This is a genomic window from Amycolatopsis sp. NPDC102522 (genome assembly GCF_055584485.1).
This window is the reverse complement of the sequence record NZ_JBVJLY010000008.1, coordinates 1-16,881: the sequence shown is the minus strand read 5'-3', so window position 1 is coordinate 16,881 and position 16,881 is coordinate 1. Positions and strand designations below refer to the sequence as shown.

The window sequence follows — 16,881 nt, the reverse complement described above, 5'->3', positions numbered from 1 at the left end:
GATAGCGTCGCCGGAGATCGAAGTCTCGGCTTTGCAGGGATTATGGCTGATCTCGGCGGGGGAAGTTCGCCCGAATGCACTAGTTCGTTTCGACTATTCGATCGAATGTCTTCGTCACACAAGTCACCGCTCGATCCCGCGCGCGACAAGGAATGTCGCTCTTTGCCGGGACCCGATAGCCGAATCCGTTGATCCAGAGGGGGTCGGGGGCATGTCTGCCTTCGCGTGGGATCGTCCGGTTCGTCATCGCCACAAGGCCGTGGTGGTCGTGTTGTTACTGGCGTTGGTGGCGATGGCCGTCCCGAGTGCGGGTCCGCCTGCCTCGGTGCGTGAGGCGGGGCTGGCTTCGGGTGCGGACGGCGCGGTGACGGCTCCCGAGCATCCGGAGGGAACGGCGTTCGATCCGAATCAGATCAAGGACATCAAGGCAGCTGATCCGGGGGCCGGGGTGAACCTGATCGGGCCACCGACGGCGAACTCCATGGGCGATGCCCGGATGTCGTATCCGCTGGAGGTACCCAAAGGGAGAGCGGGCCTGGAGCCGAAACTGGCGGTGTCGTACAGCTCCGGAGGTGCGAACGGCTGGCTGGGCGTTGGGTGGGACGTCTCCATGCCGTCCATCTCGGTGGACACCCGTTGGGGGGTGCCGCGCTTTGACGCCGGGCTGGAGACCGAGACGTATGTGCTGGGCGGTGAGCAGTTGACGCCGGTGGCCCATCGGGGTGCGTTGCAGGCCCGGACGGCGGAGAAGGTGTTCCACGCGAGGGTGGAGAGCCGGTTCGATCGGATCGTGCGCCATGGGGACAAGCCAGCGAACTACTGGTGGGAGGTCACTGACAAGTCGGGCACTCGTACTGTGTTCGGCGGTGCGGAGAACACCACGTTGACCGATGCCTCGGGTCGTGTGGCGACGTGGGCGGCACGCGAGGTCCGTGACACCAACGACAACGTGCTGCGCTATCACTATGCCCGGGTGGACGACGGCGGGACCGAGAAGTCGACGGTGCCGGGCAGCAACCTGTACCCGCGGCGGATCACCTACACCGGTCACGGTGCGACCGAGGGCAAATACTCGGTGACGTTCTTGCGGGACCGTGACCGGGGTGAGGCGCGGCGCGGCGATGTGCAGATCGACGCTCGTGGCGGGTTCAAGAAGGTGACCGCGGACCTGCTGCGGCGGGTCGAGGTCAAACTCGACGACCAGCTGATCCGGGCCTACGAGCTGAACTACCGGGCAGGCGCGTTCGCGAAGACGTTGCTGGCGTCGGTGTCTCAGTTCGGTGAGGACAATAAGCTGTTCAACACCCACTCGTTCGACTATTTCGACGAGGTGCGTGACCAGGCGGGCAACTACACCGGGTTCGCTGACGCCGCCGGCTGGTCGGTCCCGGATGACGACCTGGGCGTGAACATCCGTGAAGGCGAGGCGAGTGCGATCTCGGCGAACACCTCCGTCGGGTTCGGTGCGCACTTGTTCGCCGGCTACAACGTGCAGGGTCTGCCGGTCAAGCAGGGTGGCGTCGGGCTGAAGGTCGGGTTCAACGCCGGCCAGTCCGACGGACTGTCGGCGCTGGTGGACGTGAACGGCGACAACCTGCCGGACAAGGTCTTCCGCAAGAACAACGACGTGTACTACCGCCCCAATCTGAGCACTCCGGGGGGTGAGCCGAAGTTCGGTGACACGCCGATCAGGTTGCGCGACCTCCCGGGGATCTCGACCGAGCGGACGTTGTCGGGCACGATCGGTGTCGAGGCGTTCGTCGCCGCCATCGCCGCGCAGCTGGACTTCGTGGGGACCACGACCACGTCGGATCGGTTCTTCAGCGACGTCAACGGTGACGGCATCACCGACCTGGTCAACAACGGCGGCGTGTTGTTCGGCTACCTGGACGCCAACGGGCAGCCCGCCTACAGCGCGGATTCCACCCGCACCCCGGTGCCGGTCGGCGGTGGCGCGGTGACCGGCGAGATCGTCGGTGACCAGACCGCGCAGTTCAACCAGCAGGTCGACAACTCGCCGCTGCTGGACTCGGTGCGCCGCTGGGTCGCGCCGTTCGACGGCACCGTCCGCGTCGACGGCCGGGTGCAACTGACCGTGGACCCCTCGCCCGCGCGCGCCGCGTACACCAAAGCCGACGGTGTGCGGGTCACCATCCAGGCCAAGGACACCGAACTCTGGGCGCAACGAATCGGCCCGGACGACCACACCGAGTTCACCCCGGCCAATGTGTCGGCGATCGCGGTGAAGAAGGGCGACGCGCTCTACTTCCGCACACAGTCCATTCTGGACGGAAAGTACGACACGGTGGCGTGGGATCCGGCGATCACCTACACCGACCTGGCGGCCGGTACGGACGTGAACGGGCTGGCGAACACGGTGTTCCGTGCGTCGGCGGACTTCACGCTCGGCGGCCGCTCGTCGCAGGTGATGGTGCCGGTGACCGGCAAGCTTCAGCTGACCGGCGACGTGGTCAAGAGCAAGGCGACCTCGGACGACGTGACCGTGGTGATCACGAAGGGCAACGGGGTGCACGCTCCGGCGGAGGTGTATCGCAAGGTTCTGCCTGCTGACTCGACCGGGACCACCAAGATCGACATGAGCCTCCCGGTCAGCCAGTTCGAGAAGATGTCATGGCATATCAAGGCCGACTCCTCGATCGACGTTTCCGCGGTGTCCTGGGTACCGAAGGCGCACTACACGGAGGCGCCGGGGGTGGAGTCGCTGGTCGACGACAAGGGGCAGCCGTCCCTGGTGATCAGCCCGCCGTTCGACGTGGACATGTACCCCGCCGACACCCTCGCGGCGCCGCAGCAGACCTACAAGGTGACGAAGACCGGCAAGCTGCGGGTCCGGCCGGGCGTGAAGCTCAACTTCGGCCTGACCGGGGCGACCAAGATCGCGTTCACCATCAAGAAACGCGGCGGGCAACTGCTGGGCAAGCGGGTCGTCGACATCGTCAACGGGCAGTACGGCTCACCCGGCCAGGACCTTGACGTGGTCGTCCCGGTCACCCAAGGCGACGAGCTGTATTTCGACCACTCCACAACGGATTCCAACCTGTTCGGCTTGGTCGCCGAACAGTCCGCGAAGGTCACCTACGACCTCTCGTCCCCCTGGCCGACGTTCAGCCCGGCGCCGAGCGCGGCGCACGGCTCCGCTCAGCAGGGTGCGTTCCCGCAGCCTTACCGCGGCTGGGGTGTGATCGGCTACCAGGCCAACCGCGACCGCGCCACCCAGCCCATCAAGCAGGCCGAGCTCGCGATCGACCAGAGCTTCAAGAACGCCCTTCCGAAGGAACCCAAGGAAGCCGACATCCCGGGGTTCGCCGCGAATCCCCGGATCGCCATGCCCCGGCTGGCGATCTTCGCTCCGAACCCGGCCAAGGGTGGCTGGGCCGCGCAGGACGAGTCGTCCTGGTTCACCGCCACCATGGCGACCAGTTCCCGGCTCGGCGCGGACACCATCGACGTGGTCACCGACGCCGATGTCGCCGGTGACCGCACGGTGATGCGTCGCGGCGTGACCGGTCAGGTGTCCGGCACGCTGTCCGCCGGTCCGTTCGGGGGCACGGTCGTCGGTGGGATCACCGCGGGTTCCGTCGACTACGTCGACCTCAACGGTGACCGCTTTCCCGATGTCGTCGGCGCCAAGGAGATCCAGTTCACCGACGCCGACGGCGGGCTCGGCGCCCGGCGCGGCACTCTCGGCGGCAACGTCCGCGAGTCCGACAACTTGTCCGGCAACGTGTCCTACTCCGCCGGCAGTGAGTCGGCCACCGTTGCCAGCGCACAGGGCCTGGCCGCTCCGGAAGCCGGGAGCAGCAACAACACCGCCACCTCCGGCCCGGTCCAACCGGCACTCGGGATCGGTGGCAGCGTCGGCGGCGGCGAGTCCGACACTCGCGTCGACCTCGTCGACATCAACGGGGACGGTCTGCCGGACAAGGTCTTCGCCAACGGCGACGTCCAACTCAACCTCGGCTACAGCTTCGCCGCCAAGGAACCCTGGTCGGCGGGGCCGATCAACGACGCGTCAACTCGCAACCTCGGCGTCAACCTCGGTTTCAACGTCGACAACTACGGCTTCGCCGGGGGACTGTCCGCCGAACTGGGCACTTCGATCACCAACGCGAGCATGCTCGACGTCAACGGCGACGGTCTCACCGACCGCGTCTTCACCGATGGCGCCAATCCGATCAAGGTGGCCATCAACACCGGCACCGGCTTCACCCCGCCCACTCCGTTCCGCGGCAGCTTCACCGACATCGCCGTGGACAAGAACGCCACCCTCGGCGCGGGCGTCTACTTCACGTTCCCTGTCCCCACCCCGATCGGCACGTTCGTGTTCAACCCCGGCGTCAACGCCTCCACCGGCATCGGCCGCGCCGAGATCGGCCTGCGTGACATCAACGGCGACGGCCTGGCCGACCACGTCAAATCCACCCGGGACAACGAGCTGCTGGTCGCGGTCAACAAAACCGGCCGCACGAACCTGCTCCGCACGGTGACGCGGCCGTTGGGCGGGAGGGTCGATCTGGACTACACCCGTACCGGCAACACTCAGGCGATGCCCGAGTCCCACTGGGTGCTGTCCCGCACCAGTGTGTCCGACGGTCATCGCGGCGACGGCGCCGACACCCAGCTCGCCACCTATCGCTACGAACAGGGGAAGTACGACCGGCTCGAACGCGAGTTCCACGGCTTCGGCAAGGTTGTCACCGAACAGCGCGACCCCGGTGCGGCTGATGCCCTCTATCGCTCGACCACTGACGAGTACCGCACCGACGGCCCGTATACCCGCGGGTTGCTGGCCCGCACCCTCTCCGCCGACGGTGCGGGGCGGCCCTTCACTGAAACCGTCAACACCTATCAGCTCCGCGACACCGCACCGGGCAGTGCGTTCGCCGCATTGTCCCGGGTGGACAAACGCTTCTACGAAGGCGCCGAGAGTCCCGGCAAGTCCACCTATACCGAAATGTCGTATGACGACTTCGGCAACCTGATCCGCTCGTTCGACGCCGCCGACGAAGGCGCCGCCGACGACGTGGAGACCACCTATGGCTACACCGCATCCGACCCGGCCTGCCGGGCGCGCAACCTCGTCGGAACCGCCAACCTGCACAAACAGCGCGGCACCGCCGGCGGCGCCGTGTCGCGGCATAGCGAATCCACGGTGGACTGCGTGACCGGTACGGTGCGGCAAGTCCGTGCGTACCTCACGGACACCACCTCGGCTGATATCGATCTTGAGTATTTCCCGGACGGGAACCTGAAGTCGGTCACCAAGCCTGCCAACAGGACCGGTCAGCGGTCCCGGTTGGACTACGGCTACGACACCGTCGTCGGTGTCCACATCGAATCCATCACCGACAACTTCGGACTGCGGTCGGGCGCGACGCACAACCTGAAATACGGGCAACCGGACCGCACCACCGATCAGAACGGCCAGCAGGTGCTGCGCTCCTACGACAGCGTGGGTCGGCTGGACACGGTCACCGGACCGTACGAGATCGGGTCGGGCAAGGCCACGATCGACTTCGACTATCACCCCGAAGCCACCGTTCCGTACGCCACCACGCGTCACCTTGATCGCGACGCCACCGGAGTCCGTGAGGACACCATCGACACGGTCACCTTCACCGACGGTCTCAAGCGCGTCCTGCAGACGAAGAAGGACGCGTCGGTCGCGAACAATCCCGGTGACACACCCGAACAGGTCATGACCGTGTCCGGGCGCACCAAGTTCGACTTCCTCGGCCGCGTGGTGGAGCAGTACCACCCCGTGACCGAGCCCAAGGGCGACGGCAACACGAGGTTCAATGCCGCCTTCGACACCGTGGCGCCCACCCGGGCCTGGTTCGACGTGCTGGACCGGCCGGTCAAGACGGTCGCACCGGACGAGGTCACGACCGCCATGGCCTATGGATTCGGCCCTGACCGCGCCGGTGTCGCCCGGTTCGAAACCATCGCGACCGACGGCAACGGCAAACAGAAGCGCGGCTACACCGACCTGCGGGAGAAGACCACCGCGGTCAAGGAGTTCAATGCGGCGAGTGGGCAGCCGGTGATCTGGACCAGCTACGGCTACGACGCGCTCGGGCAGATCACCACCGTGGTGGACGACAAGAACAACACCACCCGCTCCGAGTACGACTCCCTCGGCCGCCGCACTGCGCTCGACAGCCCCGACGCGGGACGCACCGAAACCCGGTTCGACCTGGCCGGCAACCCGACGGCGAAGATCACCGCCGGCGGCAAGCAGGTCGAGTACGACTACGACCACAGCCGCCTCACCGCGGTCCGCTACCCGACCTTCCCGGCCAACAACGTCACCTACACCCACGGCGCACCCGGTGCGCCGGACAACGCCGCCGGACGGATCACCGAGATCCGCGACGCGGCCGGGACCCTCACCCGCGGTTATGGCCCGTTGGGCGAGACCACCCGGGAAACCCGCACCATCAAGATCGCCGGACAGGCGGATCGCGGTTACACCACCGGATGGCGCTTCGACGCGTTCAACCGCGTGCTGCAGATGACCTACCCGGACGGTGAGGTTCTCCGCTACGACTACGACAGCGGTGGCGAGGTCACCCGCGCCTCCGGGGCCAAGAACGGCACCGATTACCTCTACCTCGGTCGCCTGGACTACGACAAGTTCGGCCAGAAGGTGCTGCAGCAGGCCGGTAACGGGGTGCGCACGACCTACACGTACGACCAGGCCGACCGAAGGCTCGCCACGCTGAAGTCGAAGACACCGGGTGCCACCGAGTTCCAGAACCTCGGATACACCTACGACAACGTCGGCAACATCACGAAGCTGGCCAACAGCACGGCGCAGAACCCGACGATCGGTGGTCCGAGCAGTCAGACCTTCGGCTACGACGACCTCTACCAGCTCACCTCCGCCAGCGGCCAGTACACGACGAAGAGCAACCAGCAGGACAAGTACACCCTGGCGCTGGGCTACGACTCCATCCACAACACCACCAGCAAAACCCAGCACCACGAGATCACCGGCACCTCGACCCCGTCCGCTCAAGTGGCTTCCCTGAACCACGGCGGCGGGGGGAGCCCGGTGTCACTGGGCCCGCTGTCGGTCGGACCGATCGAGCCGGTCGAGGACCCGGTCAACTCCGCCGGGGTCCAGGACAAGACCAGCTACGACTACAAGTACGACTACGGCAGTGGAAAACCGCACGTACCGAGCAAGGTCGGCCCGACCAACCAGGCCTACGACGCGAGCGGCAACCTCACCGACACGGTGAACACCGCGGCAGGCGAGACCAAACGGCGCCAGTACGTGTGGGACGAGGAGAACCGGCTCGTCTGCAACCAGGACACCGCCACGGCGACGGTCCCTCAAACGCCGGCGGGTTGCGCCGCCCCCACCGTCGGCTACACCTATGACGCGGTCGGCGAACGCGTCATCAAACAGGGCGACGGCCAATCCCTCTACCCCAACCGCGGCTACAGCGAGCGTGACGGCATCGGCTTCAAGCACATCTTCATCGGAGACAGCCGCCTCACCACCAAGACCGTCGCCCCCAGCGGCCCTGAGAACACCCAGTCCTACTTCCACGCCGATCACCTTGGCTCGTCCGGCTACGTCACCGACAGGCAAGGCAACGTCACCGAACACCTCGAGTACATGCCCTTCGGTGAAACTTGGGTGGAGGAGCAAACCGGCCAAGGCGGTACGCCGTACAAGTTCACCGGCAAGGAACTCGACGAGGAAACCGGTCTCTACTACCACGGCGCCCGCTACTACAACCCGAGAACGCAACTCTGGGCGAGCGCGGATCCAGCGCTGCCTGACTACCTCGATTCAAACCTCGCAGGTGGCGTCGGCAACCCCCGTAACCTCGCCACTCACACCTACGTTCACAACAACCCCGTCAAGCTGACCGACCCCACCGGCAGGTCGCCAGAGAACTATCAGATGCTTCTGGGCTATATGACGAGTGAGATGAATAAAAACGCCAAGGGGTCAGATGTAGCTGAGCTGCGGCAATTAAATGCGGGTAAACTATGTAGATTTTGCCCTGTTACTCCTGAGAGTGCTACCGCAACCAAGATGGAGGCCTACGAGAAATTCATTAACCTCGTGAAGACGGACGCTCCGTGGGATCACAAGAAGACGATTTACAAAGATCTCGGATATGATCGAGATGCGCCTGAAGAATACGATGGCTATTTGAGAAACGATGCCTGGTCTAACATTCACTTTGGATACGTTGGTACTGCCGCCGGGTTTACCGCGATCGAGCTGACCGAAGGCGCCGACTGGGCCGATCGCAAAGAGGGTGACCATAAGACTGATCCTGCGGACCAGGCCGCAGTTCAATTTGGTATTGATCTCCGTAATAAGTACGGCGACATCGAGATCACCCCGGAGATCTTCAATAAAGAGATCTGGTTGAATCATGGGAAGCTTGTGGAGGCTGGTGTAATTCAGCAGCCGCCACCGATTCCCCGTTGTAATCAAGGGAACGTACAGTCATGCTGACTTATGACGGAAGGTCCTTGGGCGGAATCTGTTCGGTCACACGCAAACCCTGAAAACCGTGAAGGCGTGGCGGTCTTGGCGATGGACTTCATCGAGACCGTCACCCTGGCTGGCGTGTGGCAGGCCGTCCGCAACCTGTTCATGGACCTGGAGGACGCCGACGGCCTCGCGCGGATCAAGTTCCTCATCCGCGACCGCGACGCGAAATACGCCGCGCTGATCGACTAGATCTTCGGTAGCGCCGGGATCACCACCGTACTGACCGGTGACCGGTGTCCGGATGCACGCATGAACGCGGGCCCTGTCATGATTTCCGTGTAAGCCACGGATGATTTCTTCTCTGATTCTAGTGGAGTGGCAGGCGGTCGGGGAAGAGTGCGGCGAGGGTGTTTAGTGCTTGTTTCCAGCCTCGGGTTCCGGTTCCTGATGGTCCGCCTCGGTTGCTGGTGATGTTGCGGAGTCCGAGGTAGAGCAGTTTTGTCGCGGCGGTGTCGCTGTCGAAGTGTCCGCGGTGCCGGGATTCACGCCCCGGAGACCGGAGGGTTCGTCCGGGAGGGAGAACCGGTACGTATCACCGGCCCGAGCGAAGGGAGCCGCGTCATGACCGTTGGTTCCTGGCCGCGGAACCGGTCCTGCTGCCGGCATGACCACCGCCGCTGAAGATGATCATCACGCCGATGAGGAAGCCGAAGTCGTACCAGCTGCCGCTGTTCCGCACCTCGTACACGCCGACGTTGTCGTTGAACAGCGAGATGACGAACGTGACCGGGAAGATCAGACCGTGCCACACGCCCGTCCAGAAGCCCGGGAACGCCTGCGTTCCGCTCTGTGTCAGGGTGTTCGGTCCGGCGGCGCAGGACGCGAGCAGTAACGCGACCAGAGAGACGATCACCAGCGTCGTGCGAGTCCTGGACATGGTCACGCACCTCCGTGTCCAGGAAACCCGGGTTGCGGCGAGCGGCGCCAGGGACCAAGGCCTGCACGATCGATGTCCTTCGTCCCTGGCGCCGGTGTCGTGTCATGTCCGCGCACGCTGTTCTCGGGAGCGCGATGAAGCCGGATCCGACGTCGTCGTGTGGCGCGGGACCCACGGCCCGGGTCGGCGGGACTTCGGGCCCTCCCGTGTGCTCCCGCGCTGGTCGAAGCTGGGAAGCGACCAGACAGGAGAGCGAAGATGAAGATCCTCGTAGCGGTCGCGAGTCGCCATCGCGCGACGCGGGACATCGCCGATGAGATCGGCCGGTGTCTGGGCGCCGAACTGGGCGCCCGAGCCGTGGTGGAGGTGCTGTTCGCCGAGGATGTCGTCTCGGTCGAAGACTACGACGTGGTGCTGCTGGGCAGTGCCGTGTACATGGGGCATTGGCTCGACGGGGCGAAGACGCTGATCGAGCGGCACGAAGTCCTGCGTCACAAGGACGTGTGGTTGTTCTCGAGTGGCCCGGTAGGGGAGCCGCCGAGGCCCGCGGACGAGCCCGTGGACGTCGCCGGGTTGGTGACGCGGTCCGGGGCGCACGGGCACCGGGTCTTCCCCGGCCGGATCGATCGGAGCCGGCTCCGGTTCACCGAGCGGGCGATGGTCACGGCGCTCCGGATCAAGGACGGCGACTACCGGGATTGGACGGCTGTCAGGGACTGGACCGGGGAGATCGCCGCACAGCTGAAAGCGACGAATGGGAGTGGTCATGTCGGGCGTGGCTGAGGGCGCGGTGGTCGTCGGGGTCGATGGTTCGGGATCGGCTCGTCATGCCGCCGTGTGGGCGGCCGGTGAGGCGGCGCGGCGCGGGCTGCGTCTGCGGCTGGTGCACATCTACGGTATCCCGCAGGTGCGGATGCCTGTCGTGCTGCCGTCCACCGACGCGATCAGGACGAGTTTCGAGTCCCGCGGCAAGGAGTGGCTCACGGAAGCGCAAGACGCCGTGTCGGGCCGTTACCCGGATCTCGTCGTCGAGACGGCGGCGCGTGAGTGGAGTCCGGTGGCCGCGTTGATACAGGAGTCGTTGTCGGCGAGCATGATCGTGCTCGGGTCGCGGGGGCTCGGTGGTTTCACCGGTCTGCTCATCGGTTCGACCGCGGTGGCGCTGGCACAGCACGGTCACTGCCCGATCGTCGTCGCCAGGGGCAAGCGGCCGGACGACGCACCGCCCGAGACCGGCCCGGTCGTCGTCGGAACCGACGGGTCGGCGGCAAGCGAGGTCGCACTTGCGTTCGCGTTCGACGAGGCGATGCTTCGTGGCGCGGAGCTGACCGTGGTCCGGACGTGGAACGAGATCTTCGACCACGAGTCGCTGCGATCCCATCCTCTGGCGATCCGGCCCGCCGAGATCGAGGCCGCCGAGCGGAAGGCCGTCGAGGAACAGCTCGCGCCGTGGCGGGAGAAGTTCCCCGAAGTACCGCTGACGATCGAGGTCGTCCGTGATCGGCCGGTGCGTGCGCTGCTCGGCTTCGGCGAGCAGGCGCGGCTGCTGGTCGTCGGCTGCCGCGGGCGCGGTGGTTTCGAGGGCATGCTGCTCGGCTCGACCAGTCAGGCGCTGGTGGCGCATTCGAGTTGCCCGGTGGCGGTCGTCCGCCCCGCGGTCACGGGCTGAGACAAGGAGCGGAAGATGCGAGCAAGGGACCTGATGTCGTCTCCTGTCGTCACCGTGACGCCGGAGACGACGGCAAAACACGCGGCCGAGTTGCTGGCGGAGAGGGGCTTCACCGCGTTGCCGGTGGTCGACGACGACGACCGGCTGGTCGGCATCGTGACCGAGGCCGATCTGATCCGGGACCGTTTTCCCCGGGACGTCCGGTCGCGGGAACACGAAGAGCGTCCGCGTCCGGGCGTGATCGTCGCCCGGGTGATGACGTCACCGGCGACGGGGATGAGCGCGGGTTCGGATCTCGCCGAGGTCGGCAGGGCGTTGCTGGACGGGCGGATCCGCGCGATGCCCGTGGTGGACGGCTCGAAGGTGGTCGGAATCCTCACCCGGGGCGACTTCGTCCGGGCGTTCGCGCGGTCCGATGTCGCCATCGAAGCCGACGTCCGCCACCACCTCGAAATCTACGGGGGCCCCGGGCGCTGGACCGTCGAGGTCGATGACGGCGCGGTCCGGATCGCCGACCGATACGACAGCGACACCGACCGGCACGTGGCGAAGCTGCTCGCCGAAGCCGTTCCGGGTGTCGTCGAAGCCAAAGTGGTCTACCAGGAGGACGAACGATGAGCACGACAGGACTGAAGATCGTCGTCGGGGTGGACGGGACCGAACCCGGGCGGGAGGCCGCCCGGTGGGCGGCGATGGTCGCGGAGCAGCGCGGGCTCGGATTGCTGATCGTGCACGCGCTGCGAGCCGAACAGCTCGCCTACGGAGGCGGTCTGGCGGGTCCGGCGCCGTGGTTCGACGTGTTGGCAGGCGAAGGCACGCGGATCATCGACGAGGTCGTTCAGCAGGTACGTGCCGTCGCACCGGGGGTGACCGTGGACACGGTCATGCCCGCGGACTCGCCCGTGCCGTTCCTCATCGATGCCTCGAAGAAGGCGACGATGGTCGTCGTCGGCGGTACCGGGCGGGGATTCTTCAGCGAGATGACAATCGGGTCGACCGCGTCGACGGTCGTCGCTCACGCACGCTGTCCGGTGGTCGTCATCCGCGGCAGGAAAGGAACGGCCGCCTACCCCAAGGAAGGGCCGGTCGTCGTCGGCGTCGACGGCAGCCCGCTGAGTGAGCGTGCCGTCGAGATCGCCTTCGAGGAGGCATCGTGGCGGAACACCGGATTGGTGGCCGTGCACGCGTGGCGAGACGTCACCTACGACGACGCCTTCGGCATGTCCAGGCTCGTCGTGCAATGGGAATCCATCGAGGACGAGGAAAAGCTCCTGCTGGCGCAACGCCTGGCGGGCTGGAGCGAGAAGTACCCGGACGTCGAGGTCCAGCGAGTACTCGTCCGTGACAAGCCCCGGCACGCCCTGCTCGAATGGAGCACGAAGGCGCAACTGGTCCTGGTCGGCAGCCGCGGGCACGGCGGGTTCACCGGACAGCTGCTCGGCTCGACCAGTCAGGCACTCGCTCACCACGCCGAATGCCCGGTGATGGTGGTCCGCGCGGAGAAGGAGAAATGACCGCGCTCGGTGCCCCCGCGGAGGCCGCGGTGCTGACCGCGGCCGAGCAGTCCCAAGTGGACGCTCAATGGCGGGCGGCGAACTATCTCGCCGCCTGCCAGATCTACCTGATGGACAATCCGTTGCTGACCGAACCGTTGAAGCCGGAGCACATCAAGCCGCGGTTGCTCGGCCATTGGGGGACGTCGCCGGGGCTGAACTTCGTCTACGCGCATCTCAACCGGACGATCGTCCGGCGGAATCTGGAGGCGTTGTTCGTCACCGGGCCGGGACACGGAGGCCCCGCGCTGTACGCGCACACCTGGCTGGAGGGCAGCTATTCGGAGGCGTGGCCCGAGGTGTCCTACGACGGGGCCGGGCTGCGTAAGCTCTGCCGGCAGTTCTCGTTTCCGGGCGGTGTGCCCAGTCATGTCGCGCCTCAGGTCCCGGGGTCGATCCACGAAGGTGGCGAACTCGGCTACTCGCTCGCTCACGCGCACGGCGCGGCCTTCGACAATCCGCACCTGCTGGTCGCCTGCGTGATCGGTGACGGCGAGGCCGAGACGGGCCCGTTGGCCGCGTCCTGGCATTCGGGGAAGTTCCTCGACCCCGTACGCGACGGTGCGGTGCTGCCGATCCTGCACCTGAACGGCTACAAGATCGCGAACCCGACCGTGCTGTCCCGGATTTCGCAGACGGAGCTCGACGAGCTCCTGCGGGGATACGGCTACGCGCCGAGGTACGTGGAGGGGAACGACCCCGCCGTCCTGCATCAGGTCATGGCCGCGGCCCTCGACGGCGCGCTCGACGAGATCGACGGGATCCAAGTGCGTGCGCGGTCTCTCGGCCGGATGCGGGACCGGCCCCGGTGGCCGATGATCGTGCTCCGGACACCGAAAGGCTGGACCGGTCCGTCCTTTGTGGATGGAAAGCCGGTCGAAGGGACTTGGCGGGCGCATCAGGTACCGATTCCCGACGCCCGGAAGAACCCGGAACATCTGCTGCAGCTGGAAGAATGGCTCCGATCGTATCGGCCTGAGAGGCTGTTCGACGCCGACGGCAGGCCGTCGGCCGAGGTCACCGCGCTGATACCGCGGGGAGATCGGCGAATGGGTTCGAGCCCGCACGCCAACGGCGGCCTGGCCTTGCGCCCGCTGAATCTGCCCCGGGTCTCCGCTCACGCCGTCGCCGTCACGCGGCCGGGCGTCGAAGTGGCGGAGCCGACCCGGGTTCTGGGCCGCTATCTGCGAGATGTGTTCTCCCTGAACCGGAAGGCCGTGAACTTCCGGCTCTTCGGGCCGGACGAGACCGCGTCGAACCGGCTCGACGCGGTGTTCGAAGTGACCTCGAAGACCTGGACCGAAGAGATCGAACCGACCGACGAGAATCTCGCTCCGGACGGCCGGGTCATGGAGGTGCTGTCCGAGCACCTGTGCCAGGGATGGCTCGAAGGCTATCTGTTGTCCGGCAGGCACGGGCTTTTCTCATGTTACGAAGCGTTCGTGCACATCATCGACTCGATGCTCAACCAGCATGTCAAATGGCTGAAGGTGCATCGGGAGATCCCGTGGCGACGTCCGGTGGCGTCGCTGAACTACCTGCTGACCTCTCACGTCTGGCGTCAGGACCACAACGGGTTCTCACATCAGGATCCGGGATTCGTGGATCACGTGGCGAACAAGAGTGCGGAAGTCGTCCGTGTGTACTTGCCTCCGGACGCGAACACACTCCTGCATGTCGCGGAGCACTGCCTGAAGAGCAGGGACTACGTCAACGTGATCGTGGCGGGCAAGAACGACAGTCCTGTTTGGCTCGACGACGACGAGGCAGCAGTGCATTGTGCCCGTGGTGTCGGCATCTGGGACTGGGCGGGTACGCATACCGGGCGCGAGCCCGACGTCGTACTCGCCTGCGCGGGCGACGCACCGACCCTCGAAGTGCTCGCCGCGGCGAAACTGCTGCGGGAGCTGCTCCCCGAGGTCGCATTGCGGGTGGTCAACGTGGTCGACCTGATGCGGCTCCAACCGGCGGCGGAGCATCCGCACGGGATGGGAGACCGCGAGTTCGACGCGCTGTTCACCGCCGACCGGCCGGTGATCTTCGCCTACCACGGCTATCCGTGGCTGATCCACCGCCTGGCCTACCGGCGCACGAATCACGACAACCTCCACGTGCGCGGATACATCGAGCGTGGCACCACCACGACGCCGTTCGACATGCTGGTACGCAACAGCATGGACCGCTTCCAGCTCGTGATCGACGTCATCGACCGGGTCCCCGGGCTCTTGGCCAGAGCGGGTAGCACGCGGCAGAGGATGACCGATGCCCAGGAACGGCATCGCCGATGGATCGTCGAACACGGCGAGGATCTTCCGGAGATCCGACACTGGTCCTGGGAAGCCTGATTTCCCCGGAAGGGTCTTTCGGCCCATCCGGTCAGGAAGTCCGGCCGCTTCGGTTTCGGCACGACACGAGTTACCTGAAGGTGACGTTTTCCCGGCGAGGAAAGGAACCAAGGCAATGACGTCTCTCATTCCCGGTCCCCGGCTGACCCTGCCGAGCATCGCGGCCTGGCTGGAGAATCCGTGGCCGTTCTCGGAGCACAACCCGGTTCGGGTCGAGGAGTCCGCGGAGGACGGCAAGTACCTGATCCGGGCCGAGCTTCCGGGGTTCGACCCGGAAAAGAACATCTCGGTGACCGCGCACGAAGGTCTGCTGACGATCAGCGCTGAGCGCGAGGCCAAGACGGTCGAGCACGGCCGTAGCGAGTTCTACTACGGCAAGTTCAGCCGGACGGTTTCGCTGCCGCACGGTGCGGACGCCACCAAGGTCGCGGCGGCCTACAAGGACGGCATCCTGGAGATCTCCATGCCGCTGTCCGACAAGCCGCACGAGAAGCAGGTGAAGATCAAGGTCAGCAAGAGCTGACCCTCTCACGGCCGGGCGGACGTGTCACCCCAGGGCACGTCCGCCCGGCATTCCCGCGCTCGAAGGAGTCGGTATGCGTGTCTTGACCCTGAATCCCGGCTCTTCGAGCCTGAAGACCGCCTTGGTGGTCGGTGGCACTCCGGTCGGATGGTGGTCGTCAGACCTCACCGGAGCGGACGTGACTTCCGTGACCGCGCAGGCACTCGCCCGATGGTCCACTGTGGACGCGGTCGTGATCCGTTTCGTCCACGGCGGCTCCCGGTCCGGCCCGGTCCGGCTCGACCAGGAGACGCTGGGTGCACTCGAACGGCTTTGTCCGCTCGCGCCGCTGCACCAGCCACAGGCGATCTCCATGGCACGGGAGGTCTTCCGGCAACGCCCCAAGCTGCCGGTGATAGCCGCCTTCGACACCGCATTCCACACCGGACTTCCCCGGAAAGCCGCGCAGTACGCCCTCCCGAGGGAATGGACCGCGCAGGGAAGGCTGCATCGCTACGGCTTCCACGGCCTGTCCTGCGGACACGCGGCCCGCCGGACCGCGGAACTGCTCGACGTCGAACTCCCCCGGCTGCTGTGCTGTCATCTCGGCGCAGGGGTGTCGGTGACCGCGATCCAGGGCGGACGGAGCCTGGACACCACGATGGGATTCACACCGTTGGAGGGGCCCGCCATGGCGACCAGGTCCGGTTCGGTCGATCCGGGGCTGCTGTTGCACGTCATGAGGACGGCCCCGATGTCGGTCGATGACATGGAAGACGCGCTCTACCACCATTCCGGGCTCGCCGGCATGACCGGGACGAACGGGGATCTCCGTGCCGTTCTCACCTTGGAGGCCGCCGGAGACCCCGATGCCGTGGCCGCGATGGACGTCTATCTGCACCGGATCCGCCGCGAGATCGGGGCCATGGCGGTGAGCCTGGACCGGCTGGACGCGGTCGTGTTCACCGGAGGAGTGACCGAACACCGGCCCGAGTTGCTCGGTCGGCTGGCAGAGGGCCTTGGCGTACTCGGAATCTTCGTCGTTCCCACGCGTTGTCTCGGCGACGGAGACCGGGCGATCAGCCCCGAAGGCGCGCCGGTGACGGTGTTCGCTCTCGGTACGGGTGAGGACGTCGAATTGGCGCTCGAAGCCGAGACCGCCCTCACCGAAGTGCAGGTTTAGCAAGGGGTCGCGGTCGGTACGGCTGGTCGTGAGTGGCGTTTCGGGTTCTATTGAGGGGTAAGGCAGAGGTGTCGGGTCGACGAGGGCGCGTGTTGTCACTCAGGGTGAGGGGTGTGTGGAAATAGGGACGCTCAACGTCCCTATTTCCACACACCCCCCTGTCCGACTGGAGTGAGCGGTGCGGGGCGGAGAGGAGAGTGTGGT

Annotated in this window: 10 protein-coding genes and 1 pseudogene; 9 read left to right on the top strand and 2 right to left on the bottom strand. The window is 66.1% G+C overall.

From position 1 onward, the window contains the following. The first annotated feature begins 211 nt into the window (after positions 1-211). Positions 212-8,509, top strand: a complete 8,298-nt coding sequence (locus ACZ6YV_RS20165; protein WP_465511045.1) for a SpvB/TcaC N-terminal domain-containing protein — start codon at positions 212-214, stop codon at positions 8,507-8,509. Between the two features lie 66 nt (positions 8,510-8,575). Beyond that, on the top strand, positions 8,576-8,737 hold the full coding sequence (locus ACZ6YV_RS20160; RefSeq protein ID WP_465511044.1) for a hypothetical protein: 162 nt from the start codon (positions 8,576-8,578) through the stop codon (positions 8,735-8,737). A gap of 118 nt (positions 8,738-8,855) precedes the next feature. On the opposite strand, the pseudogene ACZ6YV_RS20155 reads toward ACZ6YV_RS20160, so the two are convergent. Beyond that, a pseudogene (locus ACZ6YV_RS20155) lies at positions 8,856-9,029 on the bottom strand (IS256 family transposase); the annotation flags it as partial. A 78-nt stretch (positions 9,030-9,107) separates the two neighbouring features. Then, on the bottom strand, positions 9,108-9,425 hold the full coding sequence (locus ACZ6YV_RS20150) for a hypothetical protein (protein ID WP_465511043.1): 318 nt from the start codon (positions 9,423-9,425) through the stop codon (positions 9,108-9,110). A 258-nt stretch (positions 9,426-9,683) separates the two neighbouring features. Between ACZ6YV_RS20150 and ACZ6YV_RS20145 the strand changes: the two genes are divergently transcribed. The 7 genes from ACZ6YV_RS20145 to ACZ6YV_RS20115 all read left to right on the top strand — a co-directional run bounded on the left by ACZ6YV_RS20145 (position 9,684) and on the right by ACZ6YV_RS20115 (position 16,677). After that, positions 9,684-10,208: a flavodoxin domain-containing protein gene (locus tag ACZ6YV_RS20145; RefSeq protein ID WP_465511042.1), complete on the top strand. Its 525-nt coding sequence runs from the start codon at positions 9,684-9,686 to the stop codon at positions 10,206-10,208. Next, positions 10,192-11,094, top strand: a complete 903-nt coding sequence (locus tag ACZ6YV_RS20140; protein ID WP_465511041.1) for a universal stress protein — start codon at positions 10,192-10,194, stop codon at positions 11,092-11,094. The genes ACZ6YV_RS20145 and ACZ6YV_RS20140 overlap by 17 nt, the downstream gene beginning before the upstream one ends. Positions 11,095-11,109: 15 nt before the next feature. Continuing rightward, on the top strand, positions 11,110-11,712 hold the full coding sequence (locus tag ACZ6YV_RS20135; RefSeq protein WP_465511040.1) for a CBS domain-containing protein: 603 nt from the start codon (positions 11,110-11,112) through the stop codon (positions 11,710-11,712). Further along, the gene (locus ACZ6YV_RS20130) at positions 11,709-12,608 is read left to right on the top strand and encodes a universal stress protein (RefSeq protein WP_465511039.1); all 900 of its coding nucleotides are present in this window, start codon (positions 11,709-11,711) and stop codon (positions 12,606-12,608) included. The genes ACZ6YV_RS20135 and ACZ6YV_RS20130 overlap by 4 nt, the downstream gene beginning before the upstream one ends. Next, on the top strand, positions 12,605-14,992 hold the full coding sequence (locus ACZ6YV_RS20125; RefSeq protein WP_465511038.1) for a phosphoketolase family protein: 2,388 nt from the start codon (positions 12,605-12,607) through the stop codon (positions 14,990-14,992). The genes ACZ6YV_RS20130 and ACZ6YV_RS20125 overlap by 4 nt, the downstream gene beginning before the upstream one ends. Positions 14,993-15,107: 115 nt before the next feature. Next, positions 15,108-15,515: an Hsp20/alpha crystallin family protein gene (locus tag ACZ6YV_RS20120; RefSeq protein WP_465511037.1), complete on the top strand. Its 408-nt coding sequence runs from the start codon at positions 15,108-15,110 to the stop codon at positions 15,513-15,515. Positions 15,516-15,588: 73 nt separating this feature from the next. Continuing rightward, complete coding sequence (locus ACZ6YV_RS20115) at positions 15,589-16,677, top strand: acetate/propionate family kinase (protein WP_465511036.1); 1,089 nt, start codon at positions 15,589-15,591, stop codon at positions 16,675-16,677. Positions 16,678-16,881 lie beyond the last annotated feature (204 nt).